The organism is Marinomonas pontica (assembly GCF_026191375.1).
In the GTDB taxonomy this organism is placed as follows: Bacteria; Pseudomonadota; Gammaproteobacteria; order Pseudomonadales; family Marinomonadaceae; genus Marinomonas; species Marinomonas pontica.
The window spans coordinates 82,723-105,410 of record NZ_JAODTL010000033.1; the positions used below are offsets into that span (position 1 = coordinate 82,723).

At 44.1% G+C, this 22,688-nt stretch carries 21 protein-coding genes and 2 pseudogenes; 9 read left to right on the top strand and 14 right to left on the bottom strand.

All coding sequences use genetic code 11. The annotated features are described in order from the left end of the window. The first annotated feature begins 16 nt into the window (after window positions 1–16). Window positions 17–2,806 carry a response regulator gene (locus tag N5P32_RS07765; protein ID WP_265728526.1) on the top strand — a complete coding sequence of 930 codons (2,790 nt, stop codon included), beginning with the start codon at window positions 17–19 and terminating at the stop codon, window positions 2,804–2,806. On the opposite strand, the gene acpS is transcribed toward N5P32_RS07765, so the two are convergent. The 9 genes and pseudogenes from acpS to glgC form a co-directional block, all read right to left on the bottom strand. Beyond that, window positions 2,773–3,036, bottom strand: a complete 264-nt coding sequence (gene acpS / locus N5P32_RS07770; protein WP_265728594.1) for a holo-ACP synthase — start codon at window positions 3,034–3,036, stop codon at window positions 2,773–2,775. The two genes, N5P32_RS07765 and acpS, sit on opposite strands and share 34 nt — an antisense overlap. Continuing rightward, window positions 2,970–3,158, bottom strand: coding sequence for a holo-ACP synthase (locus N5P32_RS07775; protein WP_265728527.1), 189 nt, complete (start codon window positions 3,156–3,158; stop codon window positions 2,970–2,972). The genes acpS and N5P32_RS07775 overlap by 67 nt, the downstream gene beginning before the upstream one ends. 21 nt (window positions 3,159–3,179) lie before the next feature. Next, on the bottom strand, window positions 3,180–3,923 hold the full coding sequence (gene recO, locus N5P32_RS07780) for a DNA repair protein RecO (RefSeq protein ID WP_265728528.1): 744 nt from the start codon (window positions 3,921–3,923) through the stop codon (window positions 3,180–3,182). A 5-nt stretch (window positions 3,924–3,928) separates the two neighbouring features. Beyond that, the gene (era, locus tag N5P32_RS07785; RefSeq protein ID WP_265728529.1) at window positions 3,929–4,831 is read right to left on the bottom strand and encodes a GTPase Era; all 903 of its coding nucleotides are present in this window, start codon (window positions 4,829–4,831) and stop codon (window positions 3,929–3,931) included. Further along, window positions 4,824–5,507 (bottom strand): annotated as a pseudogene (gene rnc / locus N5P32_RS07790) (ribonuclease III). Before rnc ends, era begins: the two are co-directional and overlap by 8 nt. Before the next feature lie 18 nt (window positions 5,508–5,525). Beyond that, window positions 5,526–6,350, bottom strand: a complete 825-nt coding sequence (gene lepB / locus N5P32_RS07795) for a signal peptidase I (RefSeq protein ID WP_265728530.1) — start codon at window positions 6,348–6,350, stop codon at window positions 5,526–5,528. Between the two features lie 50 nt (window positions 6,351–6,400). Next, window positions 6,401–8,206, bottom strand: a complete 1,806-nt coding sequence (lepA, locus tag N5P32_RS07800; RefSeq protein ID WP_265728531.1) for a translation elongation factor 4 — start codon at window positions 8,204–8,206, stop codon at window positions 6,401–6,403. A gap of 241 nt (window positions 8,207–8,447) precedes the next feature. After that, a complete protein-coding gene (locus N5P32_RS07805; protein ID WP_265728532.1) occupies window positions 8,448–9,080 on the bottom strand; it encodes a riboflavin synthase subunit alpha in 633 nt (210 codons plus the stop codon). Window positions 9,081–9,451: 371 nt separating this feature from the next. After that, window positions 9,452–10,708, bottom strand: coding sequence for a glucose-1-phosphate adenylyltransferase (glgC, locus tag N5P32_RS07810; RefSeq protein WP_265728533.1), 1,257 nt, complete (start codon window positions 10,706–10,708; stop codon window positions 9,452–9,454). A gap of 93 nt (window positions 10,709–10,801) precedes the next feature. Between glgC and N5P32_RS07815 the strand changes: the two are divergent. Both N5P32_RS07815 and N5P32_RS07820 read left to right on the top strand, forming a co-directional pair. Then, window positions 10,802–11,766: pseudogene (locus tag N5P32_RS07815) on the top strand (glycogen synthase). Continuing rightward, window positions 11,730–12,236: a glycogen synthase gene (locus N5P32_RS07820; RefSeq protein ID WP_265728534.1), complete on the top strand. Its 507-nt coding sequence runs from the start codon at window positions 11,730–11,732 to the stop codon at window positions 12,234–12,236. Before N5P32_RS07815 ends, N5P32_RS07820 begins: the two are co-directional and overlap by 37 nt. A 31-nt stretch (window positions 12,237–12,267) precedes the next feature. Here N5P32_RS07820 and N5P32_RS07825 read toward each other — a convergent pair whose 3' ends face one another. Further along, window positions 12,268–13,092, bottom strand: coding sequence for a substrate-binding periplasmic protein (locus N5P32_RS07825; protein ID WP_265728535.1), 825 nt, complete (start codon window positions 13,090–13,092; stop codon window positions 12,268–12,270). Between the two features lie 423 nt (window positions 13,093–13,515). Then, window positions 13,516–15,474 (bottom strand): transglycosylase domain-containing protein, encoded by a 1,959-nt coding sequence (locus tag N5P32_RS07830; protein WP_265728536.1) that lies wholly within the window; start codon window positions 15,472–15,474, stop codon window positions 13,516–13,518. 456 nt (window positions 15,475–15,930) lie between these two features. Here N5P32_RS07830 and N5P32_RS07835 point away from each other — a divergent pair, with 456 nt between their 5' ends. From N5P32_RS07835 to modC, 4 genes are read left to right on the top strand one after another with little or no spacing between them, the layout of a single operon-like run. Beyond that, window positions 15,931–16,287 carry a Rieske (2Fe-2S) protein gene (locus N5P32_RS07835; RefSeq protein WP_265728537.1) on the top strand — a complete coding sequence of 119 codons (357 nt, stop codon included), beginning with the start codon at window positions 15,931–15,933 and terminating at the stop codon, window positions 16,285–16,287. Window positions 16,288–16,289: 2 nt separating this feature from the next. Continuing rightward, window positions 16,290–17,081: a molybdate ABC transporter substrate-binding protein gene (gene modA / locus N5P32_RS07840; protein ID WP_265728538.1), complete on the top strand. Its 792-nt coding sequence runs from the start codon at window positions 16,290–16,292 to the stop codon at window positions 17,079–17,081. An 11-nt stretch (window positions 17,082–17,092) separates the two neighbouring features. Then, window positions 17,093–17,791, top strand: a complete 699-nt coding sequence (gene modB / locus N5P32_RS07845; RefSeq protein WP_265728539.1) for a molybdate ABC transporter permease subunit — start codon at window positions 17,093–17,095, stop codon at window positions 17,789–17,791. Next, window positions 17,788–18,846 (top strand): molybdenum ABC transporter ATP-binding protein, encoded by a 1,059-nt coding sequence (gene modC / locus N5P32_RS07850; RefSeq protein ID WP_265728540.1) that lies wholly within the window; start codon window positions 17,788–17,790, stop codon window positions 18,844–18,846. The genes modB and modC overlap by 4 nt, the downstream gene beginning before the upstream one ends. Window positions 18,847–18,910: 64 nt before the next feature. Here the strand turns inward: modC and N5P32_RS07855 are convergent, their stop codons facing one another. Continuing rightward, window positions 18,911–19,363: a DUF2798 domain-containing protein gene (locus N5P32_RS07855; RefSeq protein ID WP_265728541.1), complete on the bottom strand. Its 453-nt coding sequence runs from the start codon at window positions 19,361–19,363 to the stop codon at window positions 18,911–18,913. Window positions 19,364–19,466: 103 nt separating this feature from the next. Here N5P32_RS07855 and N5P32_RS07860 point away from each other — a divergent pair, with 103 nt between their 5' ends. Then, window positions 19,467–19,913 carry a MarR family winged helix-turn-helix transcriptional regulator gene (locus N5P32_RS07860; RefSeq protein WP_265728542.1) on the top strand — a complete coding sequence of 149 codons (447 nt, stop codon included), beginning with the start codon at window positions 19,467–19,469 and terminating at the stop codon, window positions 19,911–19,913. An 11-nt stretch (window positions 19,914–19,924) separates the two neighbouring features. Here N5P32_RS07860 and N5P32_RS07865 read toward each other — a convergent pair whose 3' ends face one another. Next, window positions 19,925–20,560, bottom strand: coding sequence for an HD domain-containing protein (locus tag N5P32_RS07865; protein WP_265728543.1), 636 nt, complete (start codon window positions 20,558–20,560; stop codon window positions 19,925–19,927). A gap of 271 nt (window positions 20,561–20,831) precedes the next feature. Between N5P32_RS07865 and N5P32_RS07870 the strand changes: the two genes are divergently transcribed. Next, window positions 20,832–21,707 carry a carboxylate/amino acid/amine transporter gene (locus N5P32_RS07870; RefSeq protein ID WP_265728544.1) on the top strand — a complete coding sequence of 292 codons (876 nt, stop codon included), beginning with the start codon at window positions 20,832–20,834 and terminating at the stop codon, window positions 21,705–21,707. Between the two features lie 90 nt (window positions 21,708–21,797). Here the strand turns inward: N5P32_RS07870 and N5P32_RS07875 are convergent, their stop codons facing one another. Further along, complete coding sequence (locus tag N5P32_RS07875; RefSeq protein ID WP_265728545.1) at window positions 21,798–22,526, bottom strand: YccT family protein; 729 nt, start codon at window positions 22,524–22,526, stop codon at window positions 21,798–21,800. Between the last annotated feature and the right edge of the window lie 162 nt (window positions 22,527–22,688).

Here is a 22,688-nt window from a genome sequence, read left to right on the forward strand (position 1 = left end):
CAGAATGGCATTACCTGTGATTAAGCTTCCTACGCTCAGCCTGAACAGCAAGTTATTTTGGGTTTTGTTCGCACCCGCCTTCCTTGTGTCCATTTTAGTTGGCGTCTTTCTGCTCTCCACCCGCTTTAACGATCTGAACCGTAATTTAGTCGAACGAACTCAACACATCACAGATCAAGTCGCCAACACCAGTGCGTATGCCATTGTATTTTCAGATCAAAATATGATGTATCGAATTTTACAGAACGCGCTCAACAACCCAGACATTAGCAGTGTGCAGCTCTTCAACAGTGAGCAAAAAATGATTGCTGAGCTGGGAAAAACCTCCTCATCAGATAAAATCCTCCTAACCGAAAACAGCGGCATCACAGAACAAAATGGCCGTCTCGAATCCATTAGTGCCATTCATTATACAAGCAACGCACTCGACGACGTTTTTAACGGGCAAACCGATTTATTTAACACCCAAGACCAACGAACACTCATTGGTTGGGTGAAAATAGAAGCCAACAAAGCCAGCATTCAAATTGAAAAATACCAATATACCGGTCTCATTGTTTTTATTTTGGTGCTGTTTAATATACTGATCATTTTGGGCGCGTTTCATGCGTCAAAAACGCTGACCCAACCCATTAATAAACTGGCGTCCGCACTCAATAAATTAGTGAAAGGTCAATTTTCCACCGCCAAGCTAATGAAATTACCACCAGAGTACACAGCCATACAAAAAGACTTACTCGATTTAACGGAAAGACTAGAACACCACAACGAAGAATTGATTGCCGGCATTGAGCAATCCACCGAGGACATACGTCGCAGCATGGACAGCATGGAAGAAAAAAGTGCCCAGCTGCACATAGCAAACCGTGAAGCAATGGAATCAAATCGTCTAAAGTCTCAATTCCTTGCCAACATAAGCCATGAAGTCCGAACGCCTCTTAATGCTATTTTGGGCTACACAAAAACACTGCAAAAAGACATCGCTGATCCACAACACCGCATTTATGTCGACACAATTGAACAGTCCACCAACAGCTTGTTGGCCATTATTGGCGACATTTTAGATTTCTCAAAAATTGAAGCCGGAAAGCTCAGTTTAGAAAACAACCATTTCAATCTTAAAACGCTCATCGATGAGGTTTACCAAACGCTCAGCATTAACCTACTCAGCAAAGACAAACAAATTGATTTGGTACCGGAATTCGGACAGGACGTGCCTGAGTGGTTTATTGGAGACAGCACGCGGGTTCGTCAAATTTTGACCAACTTGATAGGCAATGCCATCAAATTCACCCACCAAGGCTCCGTCAGAACCAGAGTTACCATTGCAACACAAAGCGCCCCAGACATCACATTATCCTTTCAGATCATAGACACGGGGATCGGCATTGCAGAACATAAAATAAACCGCCTATTCAAACCTTTTTCACAAGTGGACACCAGCACCACCAGACAATTTGGCGGTACAGGTCTTGGGCTTGTCATTACCAAAAAACTGGTCGAGCAGATGAACGGTAAAATTGAAGTCAGTAGCGACCCCAGCATTGGATCAACCTTTCGCTTTACCATAAATTTAAAAGCCTCTTCCAAAGGCAGAGCCAATCACCTTCCACTCAATTTTCATACCGTACTACTGGAACCTAGCCAAACCTATAAAAGTTATTTGGATGGGTATTTAAACAGCATCGGAGTGAGCTGCAGCACATGTTCGGACTTAGAACAGATGGTCATGATGTTAAACAAAAATCATCGTGACATTGATGTCGTTTTACTGAGTGTGGCGCCAAATGACCAAAGTGTTGCAGAAGCCAGAGAGCTGGTACTTTATTCCGCTCAACAGTTCTCCATCCCTTGTATTCTGATGATCCAGCCACCGGGGCAAATTACGCATTACCCAGACCTAAAAAACATTTGCAGCGACATACTTCTGAAACCCATCAGCCATGATCGCCTTTACCATGCCTTACAAAACCTCAATGCTGCGCCTTCAAGCGTACCTTCGATTCCTAAACTCAACGCACAACATGAGAAAATCAAGGGACTTAGCATACTGGCCGTGGACGACTCTCCGATCAATCTACAGCTTCTAAATCATTGGCTTTTACCAATAGGTTTGGATGTTTCTTTAGCGTACAGCGGACAACAAGCCATCGATATGGCAATGAGCAAGCATTTCGACCTCATTTTCATGGACATACAAATGCCGGAAATGGATGGCATGGAAACCACGCAACACCTTCGCCAATTAGACACCTACAAAAACATTCCAATTATCGCCCTGACTGCTCATGCGCTCGGTTCTGAACAACAACAGATGCTCAGCAGCGGTATGAACGCTTATTTAACCAAGCCTATTGATGAAGAACTGCTCATCAGCACCATCGAAAAATGGTGTTCGAATACCGACTCCTTCCAAGATCAAGTCGACGCCAAACTGGTTGGCATCTTTGACTTAGATAAAGCGCTGTCAATTGTTGACGGCAAAGAGGAAATTGCCAAAGAAATGTTCGATATGCTCGCAGACTCGTTGAGCGCGGAAAAGAAACTTATCCAACACCATTTAGAGAATCAAGACACGCAAAAACTGATTGAAGTGGTGCACAGAATACACGGTGCCTCGAAATACACCGGCACCATTAATATTGCCCGCCACGCCAATTTTTTAGAAACCCATCTAAAAGAATTAGGAATGGAAGAAGTAGAAGGCGTCGCCGACGATTTCATTGAAGCCATTGACGAACTGTTGAGTCACCGCCAGCTTATCCCTTGGACTCAAGCCTTAGATTCAAGCACAACAAACGCCTGAGCGTAGGCTTTTTCATCCGTCAAACTTAAATGCCAAGACAGCGGCATATCATAGCGCTCTGAAATAACATCATCCACAACAAGCACCGGCTGACCCGATGGTAAGTTTACAACCGAAAAGTGCTGAAAACTGACCCCCGAGCCAATGCCTGTACCTAGGGCTTTTACGGCGGCTTCTTTAGCAGCAAAACGTTTTGCGACAAAGGCATTCGCCTTGCCTTCATTGCTGATTTCAGCCCAGCGTTTTTTTCATCTGCCGTTAAAATTCGGTCAATGAATCGCTCCCCCAAACGAGAAATGGACTGCGCAATACGGGCAATTTCAACCAAGTCCGTTCCCACACCAATAATCAAAATATACCTCTTATAATGTATTTACGCTGTCAACGAACGAAAAATTGGAACGCCCAAGTGACGCTCCCCCTGAAAGGGCTGTGATGGCAATAATCGCCTAGACACTATGGATTTTCCGTTCAGCAAACCGTCTAGCCAATTACGATGCAATTCTTTTGCAAGACTCAAAACCTGCTTATCCATCCATTTGCCAGCATGATAATCCAGCGCGATCTGCCCCTCAACAAACAACATAGGCAGTTGTTTCGGCGTTTCACCATAGTAAGGACGCAAACCAAACTTGTAATGAAACTGATAAAGTTGGCGAGCCTCAACAGGCTCTCCTCGTCCGGTAGAAAGCATATTAATGCCTACCCCCAATTCGGAGAACAACCCCACCTCAAAGCGTCGCAATATAGGCGCAATGGGGGCTCCCGAATGCAAACTTTCAATCAGCCATTTATACAGTTCAAAAACATCAGGCAAAGGAAGGTTAAGAGGCAGCAGCTTTTCTAACAACTCGTGAACATACAGCGCGGCGTACAGAGGCAACCCCTCCAAAGAAGACGCAGACTTAACCGACTCTAGACTTTTTATCGTTTTTAAGTCGCTGCGTCCGACGAACTCCACCTCATAACATAAAAAAGGCCCAGGTATGACCCGAGCCTCTTTTTTAGGTAATCGCCACACTCCTCTGACCAACCCATGCTCTCGTGTTAGCACATCGAGAAGGATCTTGCCGTCCTGAAAAGGCCGAGTATGAACAACATACGCCGATGCGCGCATTAGAATTACTCTTCTTGATAACCCAAGCTGGCTAACGCACGCTCGTCATCAGACCAACCTGAACGCACCTTAATCCAAAGGTTCAACATGACTTTATGCTGGAACAGGTTTTCCATATCAATACGAGCTTCTTTGCCAATGAGCTTAATTTTATCGCCACGTTCACCGATAATAATGCGCTTTTGTCCATTTCTTTCGACCAAAATCAACGCACTGATATGAATAGCCGATTCTTCAAAAACAAACTCTTCTATTTGAACCGCCACTTCATAAGGCACTTCTTGCCCCAACTGACGGGTGATTTTTTCACGAACGATTTCTGCCGCCAAAAAGCGAGAGCTACGGTTAGTAATCTGATCTTCTGGATAAAACTGAGTGCCTTCAGGAATATAGCTTTCCACCAAACGCTCTAGACGATCCAAATTGTTGTTTCGTAGAGCAGAAATTGGCACGATTTGCGCGAAATTCATACGCTCTGACAAATTCGCCAAACGCGGTAAAAGACTCTCTTTTTGATCGAGTTGATCGACTTTGTTTACCACCAAAATCACAGGACAACGAGCGTGTTTTACTTTTTGCAAAACCGACTCATCTTCTTCCGTCCAGCGATCGGCATCAATTACGAACAACACCACATCAACGTCCTTCAACGCCGCCGCGGCCGTTTTGTTCATGATGCGGTTAATGGCTTTGGCTTCACCTATGTGCAGCCCAGGTGTATCAACATAAATAGCCTGAACATGGCCCTCTGTTTTTACACCTAAAATTTGATCACGAGTCGTCTGAGGCTTACGTGAAGTAATGGATAACTTTTGACCTAATATGTGGTTAAGCAATGTCGATTTACCCACATTAGGGCGACCAACAATGGCAATGTATCCACAGTGCGTAACTTCAACGTCAGACATCTTTCTTTTCCAATTGTTTCAAGGCTTTCGAAGCCGCATTCTGTTCCGCAATTCGACGGCTGTTGCCCTTCCCTTCGATCGCGTTTTCACAAAGTTCAATGTGACAGTGTACATAAAACGTCTGATCATGAGGTTTCACCCACAATATCCACTACGTCATATTGAGGCAAAGCGTGCTTACGAGCTTGTAAATATTCTTGCAAGCGGGTTTTCGCGTCTTTTGTCACTATCTTTAGAGATGTGGCATCCAAACGCTCCTTGTACCAAGACAAAATATGTTGACGGCAAATGTCCATCCCAGCATCTAAATACATGGCACCAATGATACCTTCTACCGTATCGGCCAAAATAGAGTCTCGTCTAAACCCACCACTCTTTAGCTCTCCAGCGCCAAGCTTCAAGTAATCCCCTAACTGGAACTCACGAGCAAGTTCAGCCAGCGTGTCCCCTTTTACCAATGAGGCACGCAAACGACTCAACTCGCCTTCCTTAGCTTTTGGAAAACGATGAAATAAATCTTCCGCGATCACATAGTTAAGGATCGAATCGCCCAAAAATTCTAGGCGTTCATTATTTTTTCCACCAAAACTACGGTGCGTTAGCGCCAGCTCAAGCAGTCCAAGGTCAGCAAAAAGTAACCGATTCGCCGACTCAGCTTCTGATACAATGAACTCAAAATTTCTCCAAAAAATACTTATTCAATCAAACCGTTGTTTTTAAAGCTTGGAATGCTGAAAAACTGATCCCAATGCAGCCATACATAAAATGCACGGCCTTTCATATTTTCATCGGGAACAAAGCCCCAGAATCGACTGTCTGCGCTATTATCTCGGTTGTCACCCATCACAAAATAATGCCCCGCAGGAACCGTCCATTCACCTTCATGCGGTGTAAAACGATAACTGTTATAGATATCGTGCTGAACACCCCCCAAGTTTTCACTAAACAGGTCAACAGGCTCTTGATTTGGGTTCAACGAAATGGGCAGCTTTGCCAAAAACTCTTTGCTCACTGGCTGCCCATTTACGGTTAACACTTTATTATGGTAACTAATCTGATCACCTGGCAAACCAACCAAACGTTTAATGTAGTTTAAACTAGGATCACGAGGGTATTTAAACACCACAACATCACCACGTTTTGGTTCTGTCGTGGGAATAATAGTGGTATTCAAAACCGGTAAACGCAAACCATAATCGAATTTATTCACAAGAATAAAATCGCCAATTTTTAACGTTGGCAGCATAGAACCCGAAGGGATCTGAAACGGTTCGACCACAAACGAGCGCAGTCCAAAAATAATCGCAATAATGAAGAAGTAGGACTTCACCTCCACCACCAATTTCGGCGTTTGTGCCAAACGCTGTTGAGCGTCCTTATCCAGCACTTTACGAGCTTCTTCTGTCATGTTCGCCAAGGCGGCTTTTCGCTTAGGCAAATACATAATACGATCGTAGACCCAGAAGACACCGGTTACCAAAAATGCAATGGCCAGTATCAATTCGAAATCAAAACCCATACTTCATTTCTCCATCAAGGTGCAAACACACCGGTTGATTGATTATCTGGCTAGCTATCCAATTGCAAAACCGCAAGGAAAGCAGATTGTGGCACTTCAACGTTACCCACTTGCTTCATGCGCTTTTTACCTTCTTTCTGTTTCTGCAACAGCTTCTTCTTACGACTCACGTCGCCACCGTAACACTTAGCAATAACGTTTTTACGCAAAGCTTTCACCGTGGTACGAGAAATGATTTTTGCTCCCACAGCCCCCTGAATAGCCACATCAAACATCTGACGTGGGATCAAATCTTTCATTTTTTCACACAGAGCACGGCCTTTATACTGCACATTATCTTTGTGCATAATTAACGCCAGCGCATCCACTCTCTCACCGTTGATTAGGATATCCAAACGGCATAGCGGTGCAGGACTAAAGTGTGAAAAGCTGTAATCCAAAGACGCAAAACCACGGCTGCAAGATTTCAGTTTATCAAAGAAATCCATAACTACTTCGTTCATCGGTAACTCATAGCGCAATTGCACCTGACGACCAACATACAACATGTCTTTTTGGATGCCGCGCTTTTCTACACACAAAGTAATCACGTTACCCAAGTATTCTTGTGGCACCAAAATATTGGCTTCCACAATAGGCTCGCGCATTTCTTTGATGGTGCCTGGGTCTGGCATTTTGGACGGGCTGTCTACATAGATCACTTCACCATTATTCAACTCAACTTCAAACACCACGGTTGGTGCTGTAGTAATTAAGTCCAAATCGTATTCGCGCTCTAAACGTTCTTGAATAATTTCCATGTGCAACATTCCTAAGAAGCCACAACGGAAACCAAAGCCCAATGCATCTGAGCTCTCAGGCTCAAAAAACAGTGACGCATCGTTTAATGTCAGTTTGTCTAACGCAACACGGAAATCTTCATAGTCATCAGAACTGACCGGAAATACGCCCGCATAAACCTGAGGCTTAACTTTTTGGAAGCCTGATAATTGAGGAACATCTGGCGTTGTCGCATGCGTGATGGTATCACCGACTGGCGCACCATGAATGTCTTTAATACCAGCGACAACGTAGCCCACTTCACCCGCTTTTAGGATGCCAGTCTCTTTACGTTTTGGGGTAAAAATACCAGCCATATCAACAGGATGAGTTTGTTTAGTAGACTTGATGAAAATCTTGTCTTTTTTACGCAATGTGCCCTGCTTAATTCGAACCAGCGAGACAACACCCAAATAGTTGTCAAACCACGAATCAATAATCAACGCTTGAAGCGGTGCATCGATGTCCCCTTCTGGTGGTGGAATCGTTGCGACTAGACGCTCAAGTACATCATCAACCCCCATGCCAGTTTTCGCAGAACAGGTCACAGCATTCATAGCATCGATGCCAATAATCTCTTCAATCTCGGCACTAACACGCTCAGGCTCGGCTTGCGGCAAGTCAATTTTGTTTAATACCGGCATCACTTCGAGACCTTGCTCAATCGCGGTATAACAGTTAGCAACAGACTGAGCTTCAACTCCTTGAGCCGCATCCACTACCAACAAGGCACCTTCACATGCGGCAAGTGAGCGAGACACTTCGTACGAAAAATCGACGTGTCCAGGGGTATCAATGAAGTTCAACTGATAGGTTTGTCCGTCTTTCGCATAGTAGTCCAACGTCACACTTTGTGCTTTGATGGTAATGCCACGCTCACGCTCGATGTCCATGGAGTCAAGAACTTGAGCGGACATTTCGCGTTCACTTAGACCTTCACAAGTCTGGATGAAGCGATCGGCTAACGTCGATTTCCCGTGGTCGATATGAGCTATAATACTGAAATTGCGTATGTGCTTAAGATTATTGGAAGACACTATTTACTCACACTTTAAAAGCGATTTTTGAATGATTATCTGTTGATAAAAAAGAGACATATGCACACTTATCACACGATTTGGCTGAATAAAGTAAGCACCAATACCGTGTCTGGCCTATGTAAAAATATCATCAACACATTTTTAGGTTAGAAATTGGCGAGCATTCTACCGAAAATCGAGCAGGGACTCCATTTATTTCAGAGATCAAACAAGATCAAACCCAGCAAGCAAAGTCGAATTAAGGCAGCGCAATGCCTTTCTCTTTTAGGATCCGCTCAACCGTATCAACGGTCGCTTGAGTATGCGCATCGATCTCAAGATTGACTCGATCCCCCACCGACAACTCACCAAATGTCGTCAATCGCAACGTTTCTGGAATCAATGAGACTTCCAACCAATCATCACCAATGTCACTGATCGTCAAACTGGCACCGTTTAAACCTACATACCCCTTGTTAAATAAGTAACGTCTGGCATCAACGTCATGCTGTCGATCTGTCGTAAATCGTAGGTGGACGCTTTCTTCGATTTTTTCGATCCGGCTAACACTGACCGATGTCATGATATGACCCGACATAACATGCCCGCCAATTTCATCGCCCATTTTAGCGGCGCGCTCAAAATTCACCGTATCGCCTGCGTGTAATAAACCAATATTGGTCAACGCCAAGGTGGTATCGATGACATCAAATGTCAGTACATCATGGCCAATTTCAGCCACGGTTAGACAAACACCATTTATCGCGACACTCGCGCCTAACTGCTGTCCCAACATAACCCCCGCTGGAAAAGACACTTCGAGACGCTTATTACGCCCCATTTGCTCAGCAAGCTGAACGGTCGCTGTACCTTGTACGATACCCGTAAACATAAAGATTCCTCATATATAGGTGAAAAAATGAACCATATTTTATCGTTAACTTGTTCTTAACCCGTGACTGAAGAAGAAATGAACACCTGTATTCAAAGCGGCATCACAACTGGTTTTGCGCAAGTTATCACAATGTCACCAATAGGGTTATCCACAGGTTACGGGGATAACCAAAATTCAATCAAAAGAACTAAAAAACCAAACCCTACTAATGCGACCATTTTACGACTTTTCAAGCAAAACAATGACAATTAGTGAAGAATGTCCCCTTTAAAAAAGCCCATGGCCATTTTATTTTACCCAAAAACAAGAAAGCCGCTTCCATTGAAGCGGCTTTCAAAAACACCATGCATCACACTATCAAACCTAGGCTATGATTCAGACAAGGCCTCTATCATGCCCTGCGTAACCAATGTGATTCCGTCTGAATTGCGGTAAAAACGAGCCGCATCAGCCACCGGATCCTCTCCGATTACCGTTCCTTCAGGAATAGAGCAATCCGAATCAACCACAACTTTATTCAGCCGGCAATGACGACCAATATCACAACGAGGCAATATCACTGACTTATTGACATGGGAGTAGGAGTTAACTCGAACATTGTTAAAGAGAATAGACTGTTCAACCGTTGAGCCAGATACAATACAACCAGCAGAAACAACGGAATTCAAAGCCGTACCAATACGCTCTTCATAATTGTAATTAAATTTAGCCGCTGGACGCTGATATTGAGTCGTACGAATAGGCCAATCCTCGTCATACAAATCCAACTCAGGCACCAAACGCGTCAAATCCATATTGGCTTCCCAATAGGCCGTCAACGTTCCTACATCACGCCAATAAGGCTCGTCCGGATAGCTTTTGTTGTCGATTACGCTGTTCGCAAAATGGTGCGCTTTAATGTTACTTCTTCCAACAAACAATGGAATCAAGTCTTTCCCAAAATCGTGACTCGAATCGTCATCACTGGCATCAGAGCGTAAATTGTCCGACAAAAATTTCGTGTTAAAGATATAAATCCCCATGCTTGCAAGCGATACATCTGGCTTACCAGGCATAGTCGGAGGGTTGGATGGCTTTTCTTCGAAAGCAATAATATTGTCGTTTTCATCTACGTGCATGATACCGAATTGATCGGCTTCTTTAAGAGGTACTTCAATGCATGCCACCGTGACATCCGCGCCACTTTCGATGTGTTCTTGCAGCATGACGCTGTAGTCTTGCTTGTAAACATGGTCACCAGCGAGAATCAAAATATACTCACTTTCTAGACCATCAATCATACTCAAATTCTGAAATACAGCATCGGCCGTTCCACGATACCAGTCACCACCCGTTTGTTGTTGAGCTGGCCAAAGCTCAATGAACTCATTGAAGTCAGAACGAAGAAAGTTCCAACCTCTTTGCACGTGTTGATTCAGGGTATGAGAACGGTATTGAGTCAAAACAGCAATGCGTCGCATACCTGAGTTGATACAATTAGAAAGCGGGAAATCAATGATTTTATATTTACCGGCAATAGGCACTGCAGGTTTAGAACGATTGTCTGTTAATTGCTTTAATCTTGAGCCACGTCCACCGGCTAGAATAATGGACAAAGTTTTCATACGCGCCGTATTTAAATCCATGTGATGCCCTTAAAATTTTTATCAACACACTCTACTTGAAGTTCCATTTAGGTATACTCTTATCATTATTCCAAATCAACAAGATGCCTAATAATGAAAATACTATTTGCTGCCTCTGAAATTTACCCCTTAATTAAAACTGGTGGGTTAGCCGATGTGGCAGGCGCACTCCCCGTTGCTTTGAGAAAAAAGGTCACGATGTCAAACTTATTATGCCTGCTTACCAAGGCATACTTGAAAAGGTAGCGCCAATTCAAAAGAGTATCAACCTCGGAAACCCATTTGGCGTCGGAGATTTGTTACTTCTTGAAACTCATATACCTGAAAACGACACCCCGATTTATTTGCTTCAGTGCCAAGCACTTTACGAGCGAGAAGATGGGCCTTACGTTGATAAAAACGGGCTAGATTTTGAAGACAACCACATTCGTTTCGCGGCGCTATCATGGGCGACAGCCACATTAGCTCTGCACGGAAGTCTCATTGAATGGCAAGCCGATGTGCTGCATTTAAACGATTGGCAAACAGGCTTCGCTGCCGCTTATCTAGAAAGCTGGAAAGTAAAACATCTGCCCGTTGTCACGACTGTGCATAATTTACGATATAACGGCAGTTTTGACATGAATCAATTTTCTAGCACGCATCTGTCTACTGAATTGCTCAGCATGCATGGCATGGAATTCTATGGTCGCTTCTCTGGTCTTAAAGCAGGATTGGTGTATGCCGACGCCATCACCACAGTCAGCCCAACCTACGCAAAAGAAATACTAACCCCGGAATACGGTGACGGCTTAGATGGAACGCTAAAAGCGATCCAACACAAGCTCACTGGCATTTTAAATGGCGTTGATTACGATCAATGGGCTCCAGAAGTCGATTCACTCATTCCACAAAACTACAGCATCGAAAGCCTAGCGCTGAAACAAACGAACAAACTGGCCCTGTTGCGAGAAAATGGGTTATCAGAAGACCTAAGCAAACCAGTGTTTGGCGTAGTCAGTCGACTGACAGAACAAAAGGGTTGGATCTTGTTCTGCAAGCCATGCCCGCTATGCTAGAAAAAGGCGCTCGGTTAGTGGTATTGGGGTCCGGTGACAAACATTTAGAGTCAGCCTATTTAGCACTTCAAGAAAATTATCCAGATCAAGTCTCTGTTCGGATTGGCTATTTTGAAGATTATTCACACCGAATCCAAGCTGGCATTGATGCTTTGCTCATCCCATCACGATTCGAGCCTTGCGGCTTAACTCAACTATACGCATTAAAATACGGCACCTTGCCCATCGTGAGACAAACGGGCGGATTAGCAGACACGGTATTTGAAGGCACAGATAACGCAAATGGATTTGTATTTTCAAAAGCCACCAGCGAAGAACTGGAAGCAGCGATAGAACGCTGTATGACCTGTTTTGACGATAAAGAGCACTGGCAAGCACGACAAATAAATGCCATGCGCTGCGATCATAGCTGGGAAGCCGTTACTGACCAATGGACCGCGCTTTATCAATCCTTAATCGAAAACGCCTAACAAGTAACGCATGCGCTAGATGGTTTGTTCCTTACTGAAGGGATAAACCATCGTGGCGGCTGATTTCCCACAACCTCTCACCATCAATGAGAGCCTGCTCCATGAAACCGTCTTGCTTCATTTCTTGTAACGCCACCGCAATCCGGTATTTCAGATCCTCATTGTTACAAGGGGATTTTTTAGACATGGTCAAATACAAGCCTTCACTGCTTACAAAAGGTTGTTGCGCAACAATAATGTCGGACAAACCCAATATAACTGAGTACGCATAGGCAGGACTTTTTTCATACAATACATAATCAACACGATCCGCGGCCAACATCCGTAATGCTTGGGATAAGCTGGCTACTGACAATATATTCAAATTACGTTGAGCGTACTGATCAAATTCCTGGCCGAAACTATTATTAATGACCGTTACGCCCCACTTACCGGCTAAATCTTCTTTTTTATTAAATGGAAAACGCTTGTCTTTACGCTGCCAAACAACGCTCGTTGTGTGCAACATCACTGGCGTAAAGTAATCCATATAATCCGCACGTTCGGTGGTATAAAACGCCCCCGCCATTAAGTCCACACGGCCATTTTTAACTTCACTTTGCGCTCTAGACCATGGACCTACATGCATCAACTCAATGGGAATATGTATACGACGACTTAACTCATCGATAATAATGCGATTGACGCCATTTAACAGGGTAGAAGATGATTCTTCACGCCACAGAAAAGGAGGGTATTCAGAATTGCCTGACGCAGTAAGTTCAGAACAAACTGCATTGTCAGCCGCTAGAGATAAGTTACTGTTAAAAAAGGCCACCGCCAACAAGCAGTAAACGATGTGTGTGTGTAGCCGCATACCGCGCCACTCCCCTTATAAATACTTTCAAACTACAAGTGACGCCATGCCTATAAGATGATTACGTTACAATGAAAAAATACGTAAGTACACTAACCATTTAGACAGACTTTTTAAACCAACTCACCTTTTCAGTACTCATCAAGTTGATCAAGGATAACGTCAATAAAAACATCATAATGTGTTTATTTTCAATCACCTATGAGGCTATAGAAGAAAGAAACAATAATCAATAAACTTTTATTAACCAAAAGGACACATTAAAAAGGCCAAAAACATGAACTGCTGTCCTTCGGTTCCGTACCCAAAATAAACGCCAAAGACGTCTTCTCTGCGCAGCGTGATGACGCAATTTCAAAGGCATCATTCAGTACGTCGAACCTAGCCGCCCCTTGGGCAAGCTTTCTGGTAGCGAAGTAGGGTTCACATTTGTGTAAAATCAATCCAAACTTTTTGAGCACCACTGCTCCCCGTGATGCTTAAAGGCACATTGTCGTCGTCACCCAACCACACCGTTGAAGAATAATCGCCCGTTATCCCAACAAACCAGCTGTCTTTTTGTTGATTGGTTGTGCCCGTCTTGGCGGCAAAACGCAGGTTTGGAAACGCAGCTTGAGCCGCACGAGCGGTGCCTATTTGTGGTGTCTTTGTCATGCCGTCCAACGTGACCGCAAGCAACGCGTCTGTGAAAGGAACATCATTTTGCTGATCAAACCGCTTCATTAAACGATCTTCTTGATCCATCACAGCAAGTACCACCCCCAACTCACTGCTTTTCCCTTGAGAAGCAATAGGCTGATACAGGCGAGAGACTTCAAACGGCGACAATTCTAACGCCCCCAATGCCATCGCAGGATGCATAGTAAATGGCCGCTTTACGCCCAACTGTCTTAATGTATCGCCAACGCGATCAAAACCAATTTGTTGCGCTAATGACACAGTCGCCAAATTGTAGGATTTCGCCATGGCTTCAAAAAGATGAACAACACCATGTGTTTCTCGGTCGTAATTTTCAGGCTCCCAAATTTGCCCGCCAACATTAAAACGCATGCGTTTATCTTCAATGTTGGACCACCAAGTATAACGCCCCGTTGCCAATGCAGATAAATACAATGGCGGTTTTACTAATGAACCTATCGGTCTAACAGCACCTAACGCTCGGTTAAAACCAGTGTAATACGCGCCACTGGAACCAACAATCGCACGCACTTGGCCAGTAACGCGATCAGTCACAACCATCGCACCCTGTAGGCCCTTCAGTCGAGCATCTCGTTTTTCTAGACTCGCCACCTGACGCTGCATGGCCACACTCGCCGCTCGTTGTGCTCGTATATCAACACCCGTATAAATGCGTAAATTTTTTGTCGCTAATGTCGTCTCATCGAAGTCTCGGGACAGTTGCATGGCCACCAAGTCCAGATAATCGCCATACACTGAGCGCTCTTTTTGTTTACTGGCCAAGCGAATAGGTTGTTTTATCAAATAGTTGTAATCTTTATCGGATAATCGGCCCTGCTCTTTTAATACCGCCAATACCGTATTGCGACGTGCTTTCGCTCGGTTTGGAGAGCGCTCTGGATTGTACAAAGAAGGCCCTTTGACCATTCCCACCAACAAGGCGAACTCATCGATGTTTAATTCATTTAAAGGCCGACCAAAAAAGTGCTGGCTCGCGGCAGCAAAACCATGCAATGCACTGCTGCCTAACTGAGCAAGGTACACCTCGTTCATGTACGCTGTGATAATGGCTTGTTTTGAATAATGGTATTCAAGCAAGACACTCATCACGACTTCCGTCAGTTTACGCGTATAGGTTCGCTCCGAACTCAAATACATGTTTTTCACCAACTGTTGAGTCAAGGTAGAACCACCTTGGCGCCTCGCCCCTTGAGTCAAATTCACCACAATCGCTCGCGCGATTCCAGTAAGAGAGATCCCCCAATGCTGGTAAAAATCCTGATCTTCCACCGCCACCAAAATATCAAGCAGCGGCTTGGGTATCTCGTTATAGCTTAGGATTTCACGACTTTCAGTGTTACCGCCGTATAAGTAACCGATACGCTGCGGTTCGATTCTAGCCTCGCTGACCTCATCCCCGTTTAGTGCCTGAATCACCAAACGTCCTTGTTCAAAGGAAAAAATACGCCTTTCGCTTTCATGAAACCCTAAATGATCGACATAGGAACGCAAATGCGCACTCACCTTGGTCTGGCTTCGTGCCGCCCACCCAACTTTTTGACTGTTGCGGCCAAATCGATAACCGGTTTCTTCCAATAAGTTCTCAAGATCTTGCTTTTTCCAAGGGGCGCCATTCACTAAAACAATCGGCGCACTGTAGACTTCAGAAGGTACTTGCCATTTTTGTCCCTCAAAACGAGACACAACTTGTCCATTCAACCACCAAACCCAAATAGAAAACGGAATGCTGCCCAACAAGGAAAGGATCAACCCCCATTTGAAACAGAAACGAAAGGACCTCTTCAAGAATGAAGATTTAGGGGCTTTTTTAGATGATGTCGGCGATTTGCGCCTAGATTTTACGGGAGTTTTTTTGGCCATAGCGCGCAAGTATAAGGAGCTTACTGAACGCAATCAACGACCCAAAACCAACTAACTCAATTCTTACATATTGACTCGTATGCCATAGAGTTTTAGAGTCTTTGCTCACGAAAAATTGAATTAACTGACATTTTTCTGAACTTTATTCACTTAGTCGACCGTAGAATTGAAATAAAACGTCACTAGGATTCCCTAATTGACAGTTAGGCGAGCTTCATTGAAGAAGCATTGATTCTCTTAAAATAAGCAATATTCATTATAAAAAAGTGCGGTAATCACGTGTTTAATAAGCATCTTATACCTAATGCGCAAAACCTTCCTGAAGGGCAAGCTCTTAACATCAACATTGAAAAATGCAGCTTTTTGGTGACCAAACAAAAAGGCCAAATTATTGCCTATGAAAACCTGTGTCCTCACCAGAAAAAGCCGTTAACGTGGTCTTCGAATCCTGCACTGGATGACGACGGGGACTATTTAAAATGCCACCATCACGGCGCGCTTTTCTCTCCAGCCGATGGATCTTGTATCACAGGGCCTTGTCAGGGAAGCCACCTAAAAAAGCAACCGTTGGTATTGAGCAGGGTAATTGCTACTTGCTGTTTGCCTAAGGCTGTAAATTTTTATCTGTTTGGATAACCATGATCAACAAGACGACGCTCACTAAATTGCATTGTATTTTCTATCGTCGCCCCGTCGTCTTGTTATTCATGACTTTGACTTGTTTAAGTCTGTCGGTGACTTCTCAAGCCAGAGCGCTTCATTTGGCTGTCGCCTCTAATTTCATAGCCCCCATTAAGCAATTGGCAATGGAATTTCAACAAGAAACTGGAAACGACATCACCTTATCATTTGGGTCTTCCGGCAAACTCTTTGCACAAATCCAGCATGGCGCCCCGTTTGATATTTTCCTCTCTGCCGATGTGGCGAAACCTGAAGCCTTGATAAAAAACCGTCTTGCAGAACCTAACAGTCTGGTTATTTACGCCAAGGGCAAATTAGCATTGTGGTCAGTACATCCGATGACAGGCAGCCTAGAAGATGTACTGCAACGCGCTCATCGCATTGCCATCGCTAACCCTAAATTAGCACCATACGGAAAAGCAGCAAAAGAAAGTCTCATGTCTTTATCCCAGTGGGATACAGTCAAAACTAAAATCGTTCAAGGCGAAAACATAGGTCAAACATACCAATTTGTTTATTCCCAAAATGCAGACATTGGTTTTGTTGCCTACTCACAAGTCTTAGCTGGCGACATCAAGGGCGATATCATTGCGATACCCAGTCAACGTCATAGCAAAATAAACCAAGCGGCCGTTGTGGTATCTCAATCCAAGAACAAAGAACTAGCAAAGCAATTCATGGCCTTTTTAATGCGACCAGACATACAGACTAAAATCGCACGATTTGGCTATTCCACCGCAGCAGACTAGGTTATCGAATCATGCTTCTAAGCCCCGAAGACCTTGGCGCCATTTGGTTAACATTAAAGCTCGCTAGCCTAGTCACACTCTTACTGATTGTTTTATGTACCCCTCTTGCATGGTGGCTAGCCAGAACTCAATCTTGGCTAAAAGGCCCAATCAATGCCATTGTAGCGATGCCTTTGGTGCTGCCACCAACGGTGCTGGGATTTTATTTATTGCTGCTTTTGGGCCCTCAAGGTAGCGTCGGAGCATTCTTAGGTCAGATTGGTTTTTCTGCTTTGCCCTTTAGCTTTGCAGGTTTGGTTGTCGCGTCCATGTTGTATTCTCTTCCTTTCGTGGTACAACCCATTCAAAATGCCTTTATAGCAATTGGCACTAAGCCCCTCGAAGCCGCTGCAACCCTTCGCTCCTCACCGTGGGATCGTTTTTTATATGTTGCTCTTCCCTTAGCAAAGCCAGGCTACATAAGCGCGGCTATTTTGGGGTTTGCACATACTGTTGGAGAATTTGGCGTTGTGCTGATGATTGGCGGAAATATTCCCTATGAAACCCGAGTTATTTCCATACAAATATACGATCATGTCGAAGCGTTAGAATACGGCCAAGCTCACACACTCTCTTTATTAATGATGGCCTTTGCCTTTATCGTGCTTGCCTTTTTATATGGCAACCAAAAACGTCAGAAACACCATGTCGTTGCTGGTGGCGTACTATGAATTTACCAACGGACAACATGTTATGTGTGCAGATAAAACAACCGGCCACATCACAGTCGAGTTTCTCGCTTGATGTTGACCTATTGTTACCAAGTACTGGAGTAACCGCCCTATTTGGGGCATCGGGCTCAGGTAAAACCACGATATTACGCCACATAGCCGGACTAAACATTAGCCAACACAGCCATGTCAGTCTAAACAACAATATTTGGCAAAGTGCTGGGGGTTCAGTACCACCTCATAAACGCCCCATTGGCTTTGTGTTTCAAGAAGGCAACCTTTTTGAGCACCTCACCGCAGAAGGAAACTTACGCTTTGCGATGAAGCGAGCGAACACAGGGTCATCAATCATTGCATTCGATGAAGTGATTGAGCTGATGAATATTAGGGGTATCCTGACGCAATTTCCTGCCCAGCTGTCTGGCGGTGAGCGTCAGCGTGTTGCCATCGCCAGAGCACTGTTAATACAACCTCAGCTGCTACTTATGGACGAACCGCTAGCGGCACTGGATGAAACCTTGAAGCAAGATATTCTTCCGTATTTAGAAGCCCTCTGTCATCGTGCGAATATCCCCATTTTGTATGTCAGTCATTCATTGGATGAAGTCATTAGGCTCGCAGACCACATGGTGGTTCTGGAGAAAGGCAAAGTCACTGAACAAGGAGCAGTCCATTCACTTCTAGGAAAGTTGGGGACTTCGTTTTCACGATATCAGGACGCCAGTGTGGTCATATCCGGTGTGGTGACCAAACAAGAAAAACAATGGGGGTTGTCATGGCTTGAATTTGATAACCAAACCATCGCCTTCAAACAAGGCAACGAAAGCATAAATGACACGATCAGACTGCGAATCCAATCGAAAGATGTCAGCATAACGCTCAGCAAAGACAATCATTCTAGTATTTTAAATCACATTGAAGCCATTGTGGATGAAACAGAAAGAGACCCACAAGACCCAAGCACAATCCGGGTTCGGCTGTTAGCAGGAAACACACCGATTCTAGCGAAAGTGACCGCATTATCAGCTCATCGGCTGGCCTTGAAAAAGGCCTAACCGTCATCGCTCAAATCAAATCGACAGCAGTGTTAGCCTAATCAAGCATCCCTCCCTACTAGTGTTAAGCAGGCTTCGCCCAAAAAGCCGCTAATTTCGGTTTGATCACCAACGACATCAAGATGGAAATCACCAAACCTGCCGGCAATGCCGAAACAAACGTCGCCAGCCAAAGCTCAAAAAACGCTTTTAACACCACTAACCCATGTAAATTAATGGTCGTCACCAACGCCATAATGGATTCCATGATCACCGCCATAATCAAACCAAAAACCAAATTCTGTTGCAGGGCTGAGACATTAGGAAGCACACTTTTTACTACACGATGCACCAAAAATGCAATAACCCCACCAATCGGTGCAATACACAAAATACACAACGCAAAAGAGGATAACCAAGCCCCCATAAAACCATCGGAAAAGCCGATGTTCCTCCAGGTCATTAAAAAGGTTAAAAAACCGCCAAAAACGATAACGATACTAGCAATAATGCCGATTTTCTGAACTTTTTTTGACATACGTCTTCTCTCTATGAATGATAAGGTTAAAACCAAAAATAATATTGACTTAGTCAACCATATTTAATTTAATTGATAAAGTCAACTATATGAGTGAATTGTAATGGCTATTCCCGAATCAGAACTTCAAGCCCTTTTTATGCATACCATCACTGGCTTAAAAATATCGATGAAAAACATCATGAAAGACAAAGCACTGAGCTTATCGCCTTTGTACTTTATGCTGCTAAAAACCATCCACGATACGGAAAATTGCACCGCAAATTACCTTGCTGATGCAACAGAAAGAGACAAAGGGCAAATCACCCGTTTGGTAAAAGAAATGATGCAGCAAGGACTCGTGCAAAAGCAGCCAAACCCCCACGATAAACGCAGTCAGTTTTTACAACTAACTGAGTCTGGGCTGGGCTGCTTCGAACAATTAGCCATTGCAGATCAAGCGGTATTAAAAGAAATGCGAGCCAACGTAAGCGATGATGAGTTAACAACATTCTTAGAAATAGGGAACAAGATGCTACAGAATCTACATAAGATTAATGGCAAACCCTAAGAAGAAAACCTTCACACCTCTAACGCCAATTGCGCCAAGAATGAACGCATTACGTCTTCTCGTCGTTTGCCTTCCCTTTGGGCTGAAAGCGTATGTAAATGCGAAGAAATGCGAAACAACTTGCGGTAAAAGTGGTCAATGGAGTACAAAGAGTCATTGGGCTCCCGCTCTAAACAGAAAGGGTCTTCAAGACTGTATAACGCTCTATTTAATGACCCACTTACCTGCATGCAGCGCGCAATTCCCACCGCGCCCAACGCATCTAACCGATCCGCGTCTTGAACTATTTTGGCCTCCAATGCAGTTGGCTCAATATTGGCACTAAAACTGTGTGCACAAATCGCATGGTGGATCGCATTCATGTACTGAGTGGGGTAGCCGATCGACGTTAGGAATGTAACAGCTTTATCTGCTGCCAATGTAGAAGCTGAGGATCGATCTGGGTGATTTTTCGGTAATGAAACACAGTCATGAAGCCAGGCGGCGGGTACCACAACGGCGAGATCAGCCCCTTCCTCCAATGCTAATTGCTTAGCCGTTTTGACCACGCGAGAAAGATGACTAATGTCGTGAGCAGCGTCTGATTGCCCCTGAGTAAGCAAAAACTCACGGCAATCACGCTCAAAATTAGGACAGAAATTTAACAAGAAAGCTCCCATTATGTTGGCTAAATCATTCGAACTGGATGATCACAATTGAATCATAGAAATTAAGATTACAATCATTAGTGTGTTAAAAATAGACCTAAAAAGCCTGCCTGACGCCACCTCTTCAAAGCGCTTTTTCCACGCTGTCTTTATGGTAAAAAAGTCAATTATTCACTCACTAGTAAACCAAAAAAACCCAACAGGTAAACTATTTTACCATTCCTCAATAAATAGGTACACTTTGCAAAATTTTTTCTGGAATTAGATCACTATGCCAATACTCATTGCCGTCACCCTACTTTGGGCATTTTCCTTTAGTTTGATTGGGGTTTATCTAGCAGGCCAAGTTGACGCTTGGTTCTCTGTGTTAATGCGCGTTGCGCTAGCAACCGCCGTCTTCCTGCCGTTCTTAAAGCTGCGTCAAATCGAAGCCAGCATTGCCTTTAAACTGATGGTATGTGGCGCTCTGCAACTTGGCATCATGTACGGGTTTTACTATCAATCTTTCTTGTATTTATCCGTACCTGAGGTCTTGCTCTTTACGGTGATGACACCGCTTTATGTCACACTGATAAACGACATGCTTGATCGTCGAATTAACATCGGCTTCGCAATCAGTGCTTTACTTGCCATTCTGGGCGCGGTGGCAATCCGCTATCAGGGCGTCGATGAAGGTTTCATCAAAGGTTTGCTTATCGTCCAGGGCGCAAATATCTGCTTTGCGGCCGGACAAGTTGGTTACAAACGCGTGATTGCCAAAGAGCGTCCAGATTTACCACAACGTACCGTATTTGGCTGGTTCTTCCTCGGGGCACTTGCGGTTGTTGTCCCTTGTTACTTAGCCCTTGGCAACTTAGACAAGTTACCAACAACGACGCTACAGTGGTCTATTCTTGTCTACTTGGGGATTGTTGCTTCTGGCCTTGGTTACTTTGCTTGGAACAAAGGCGCCACCATGGTGAATATTGGAACACTGGCTGTAGCAAATAACTTATTGATTCCGGCAGGCATATTGGTAAACGTTATTTTCTGGAACCGTGACGCTGACATTTTACGTTTGAGTATTGGCGGCGCCATTATCTTACTGGCACTTTGGGTAAACGATAAATTCAACCAAAAAATCAGTAAAACACACGCTGCGCACTAGACAATACTCTGCCCTTGTAACATCGCGCCCTATAACATCACACGATGAATAGCGGCATGATGTTACAGGGTGTTTTTTTACATAGTGCGTTTATTCAGCGACCAACCATGTTTGAAACGCCTTCTGTGAGTCTTTATCTGCTTTATTGAACCAAAATTGAGACATTTCCAATTGGATATTCGACACCGTAGGCTTGTATAACGCGTCCGCCAACCAAATTCGTATTTCTTTTCTTGTTGCATCATCGGATTGATTATACCAAAACTCCATCATTCGCAACGCCACATCCTCTTCCATCAGAATTGGGGCGGCGACAGGGCCGGAATCAGAACGATACGTGGGTGAGTCCGGCGCGGTTAATCGCTCGATTTCATCAATAAAATCTCGCGAATTTTGCAATCCCGATTTCGTTGCCAAAATTTGCTGTTTATAATCCACAGTATGGCCACTGACAACGTCATAAATGCTAAATTGTGGATCTTTCGCATTGGCTTCTGCTTGTTTGAGCGTAGAAACGTAAGGGGCTTTTAATGTTAGATAGGTGCTCTTTTCAAACTGCAAATCCAGAACAATGGGTTCCGATTGAAAAGTTTGTGTGTCTCCACCACTGCGCAGCATTTTATTAAAGCGCACAACAATTTGATGTGGGCCTTCGTCAACGTCCACCCTAAAATCATTACCAAATTGATGAGCACTTTCGAGGTCAACATACATAATTTCAAAAGAGCGAGGGACTTCGAAAGTGACGGCAACAGCAGGCAACGCAGTAAAACCACAAAACAGTAGACCATAGGCTACCATACGATTTGGAAACGTCATTATTAACACCCATTTACATAAGAATAGTTCAAACGAATCTAACATATCATTCTGTTTTATTTGATCGATATGATGTACTTTAAAGACACTTACTTGATTTTATCTTTTTTGCCAAAAAGGCGATAAAATCGTCAATTTCGCACCGGTAAAGTATCAATGACA